At 33.5% G+C, this 2,796-nt stretch carries 4 protein-coding genes; 1 reads left to right on the forward strand and 3 read right to left on the reverse strand.

The window, feature by feature from the left end; all coding sequences use genetic code 11:
- The coding region (locus tag ACTHJT_RS15630) for a 23S rRNA (pseudouridine(1915)-N(3))-methyltransferase RlmH (RefSeq protein ID WP_440239895.1) at positions 1-383 on the forward strand (383 nt) is incomplete at its 5' end.
- Between the two features lie 119 nt (positions 384-502).
- On the opposite strand, the gene ACTHJT_RS15635 is transcribed toward ACTHJT_RS15630, so the two are convergent.
- The 3 genes from ACTHJT_RS15635 to ACTHJT_RS15645 form a co-directional block, all read right to left on the reverse strand.
- Entirely contained in the window at positions 503-826 is a 324-nt protein-coding gene (locus ACTHJT_RS15635) for a hypothetical protein (RefSeq protein ID WP_440239897.1), read from the reverse strand.
- A 327-nt stretch (positions 827-1,153) separates the two neighbouring features.
- Positions 1,154-2,248, reverse strand: coding sequence for a hybrid sensor histidine kinase/response regulator (locus tag ACTHJT_RS15640; protein WP_440239899.1), 1,095 nt, complete (start codon positions 2,246-2,248; stop codon positions 1,154-1,156).
- 100 nt (positions 2,249-2,348) lie between these two features.
- Positions 2,349-2,796 (reverse strand): response regulator (locus tag ACTHJT_RS15645; RefSeq protein WP_440239901.1); only part of this gene is annotated, 448 nt, incomplete at its 5' end.

The raw sequence follows: 2,796 nt of genomic DNA on the forward strand, positions 1-2,796 counted from the left end.
ATTATCTTCCTTTTGAATACATAGAAATTCCCGAACCCAGGAATACCAAGGTCAGCAGCGACGTATTAAAGAAAGAGGAAGAGAAACTATTGTTTGATCGGCTGCAGGATTCAGACCAATTAATTTTGCTGGATGAAAAAGGCAGTGAATTTACCTCTGCTGAATTTGCTGGTTTTATTCAAAAAAAAATGAATTCTGTGGCAGGTAATTTAATATTCCTGATTGGCGGCCCTTATGGTTTTTCAGAAACTGTTTACAAACGGGCGAACGGAAAAATTGCTTTGTCCAAAATGACTTTTTCGCATCAAATGGTACGCTTGTTTGCACTTGAACAACTCTACAGAGCCTGCACGATCATTAAAGGTGAAAAATATCATCATTAATATTTCGTTTATAAAATACCAAAGCCCCTTACGGGGCTCTGGTAATCTAAACCTCAACAAATCAACAACACATACAATGCGGTTTATTGAGGCTTAACTTTATACTACTGAGGTTTCAATTATCTTGAACGGAATTGAAATTGATTTTTATAATTACGTGCCTGAGGCTTCGCATTTGAAGGATAAGCTTCTTTGTTTGCTTCAGTTTTTACGTATGTATAAGTAGATTTCTTGAAACTGTTTTTGTAGTTACCTGCATCTTCAGTTTCTTTGATTACTTGAGTAACTTCAGTACCATCCTGCGCATCAATTTGCGCCTGAGCTTTAGCAGCTTTGTTTGGATGCTTATAATTGTTAACGCTAACTTGTGGATCATTGCCACCTGCGAATACGATACTTGAAACTGTTACTGCAATTGCTGTTAAAATATATTTAGCTTTCATAATTGTAGGTGTTTAAATTGATATTAATTTTATTTCCTTTAGATATATCAAATTTAACGGGTGCAAGCCCCCCTAAGACCTCCGATTATTTTGGCATTTTTTTATAAGTAGTTTCCGCAGTTTTTTTTACGGGAATTAAAAAACCTTCCAAATCGCTCACTAAAGGCATATTTTTCACTGTGTAGCAACAGAAAATGTTCAGAATTCATTTAGGCTGATATTGAATATCAGTCTGAAAAATGAAAAAAACGTCGATTCTATGAAACAAAAAAAACGCCTTAAAATAGGCGCTTTTTTGAAATGAAAATGATTGAAAAAATGTTTTTTTTATAATGTAACCTCATTGGGTATTTCAATCTCAAAAGTAGTACCTACCCCCTCCTGTGAAATTACATGTATCCTGCCATCCAGTTTTTCGAGGGTTTCCTTTACAATATATAATCCGATTCCAGAACCAGTACTTTGTGAAGTTCCCCGATAAAACATTTTATATATATGTTCAAGATGCTTTTCCGGAATTCCTATACCATTATCTGATATTTTAATCTTCGCTCTTTTCTCAGTAACATAAATATCAATACCTATGGTTTTATTTGTTTCCCTGTTCTTTTGATATTTAATCGCATTAGACAACAAATAACTGATGAGCACATTAATCCTGAACTCATCATTAATAAAGCCAATTTCCTGAATAATATTAATAGAAAACTGAATATCCGTTACATTACAATTGTGCGTTTCTTCAATAACAGCAATTGATTCATGAACGATTTTATTGAAATCAATCTCAGTAAATGTTTTTTCAATACGCGTATTTCTATAGTAGTCGGTTATATTATTAATAAAATAATCGAGCTTTTTAACACTTTCACTTAAATAACTTAAAAGCTTATTTTCTTCTCCTTTACTCTCCGCATTTACCAAACTGAGAATTCCCTGCATGGACTTTACCGGAGCCTTCAAATCATGTGAAGCACTATATGCAAACCGGTTCAGTTCTTCATTGATTTTCCGCAACTCATCATTTTTCATTTTGAGTTGGTTGTTTATGAAATAAAACTGGTATGCATTATCAATCGCCAGCTGCATTTCAATATCATTCCAGGGTTTTTCAAGGTATCGATATACATGCCCTTTATTAATGGCATCTATTACGGCAGAGATATCGGAATATCCGGTCAAAAGGATTCTTACTACAGATGGATATTTAGATATGATTGACGCAAAAAAATCTACGCCTGTCATATCAGGCATACGCTGGTCAGAAATAATAATATGTATATTAGATTCGCGTTCAAGAATCTGATACGCTTCAGTAGTATTGTTTGCTAAGAATATTGAATAGTCGCCTCTAAATTTTGCTTTAAACGAATGTAAATTATTTATTTCATCATCGAGATACAGAATATTAATTCTATCCATTTTTGCCCTTGTTTTTTAAGTAGTAATAACCACATGAGCTGAAGAAAGACAGAAATAGTAATTAATATATCTATATTATTCTATTTACCAGAGAACAGTTTTACGATAATAATTTTTGTCTGATCATAAATTCTAGTTGTGCATTTACACGTAAAAGATCTTTTGTCAGATCTGCATTTTCCTTTCTGAGCGTATAGAGCTCGTGGGCTTGGTTGATATACATTTTCAGTTCTTCTTCATCCCACGGCTTATTAAGATATCGATATATCTGCCCCTTATTGACAGCATCAATCAATGCCTGCATATCTGTATAGCCTGTAAGCAATATACGGATTGGATTTGGAAAGTCTGGAATAATAGATTCTAAAAATTCTACTCCAGTCATGTTCGGCATGCGCTGATCTGTAAGTATAATTTCAATGTCTACTGATTCAAGTATTTTACGTCCGTCTTCTGCAGACTCGGCTGTATATATATCGTATAACTTTCTAAAATTTGCTTTGAATGCTGCGAGGTTATTCACCTCATCATCTATATATAATATTTTT

Source organism: Cytophaga sp., assembly GCF_051961495.1.
GTDB lineage: Bacteria > Bacteroidota > Bacteroidia > Cytophagales > Cytophagaceae > Cytophaga.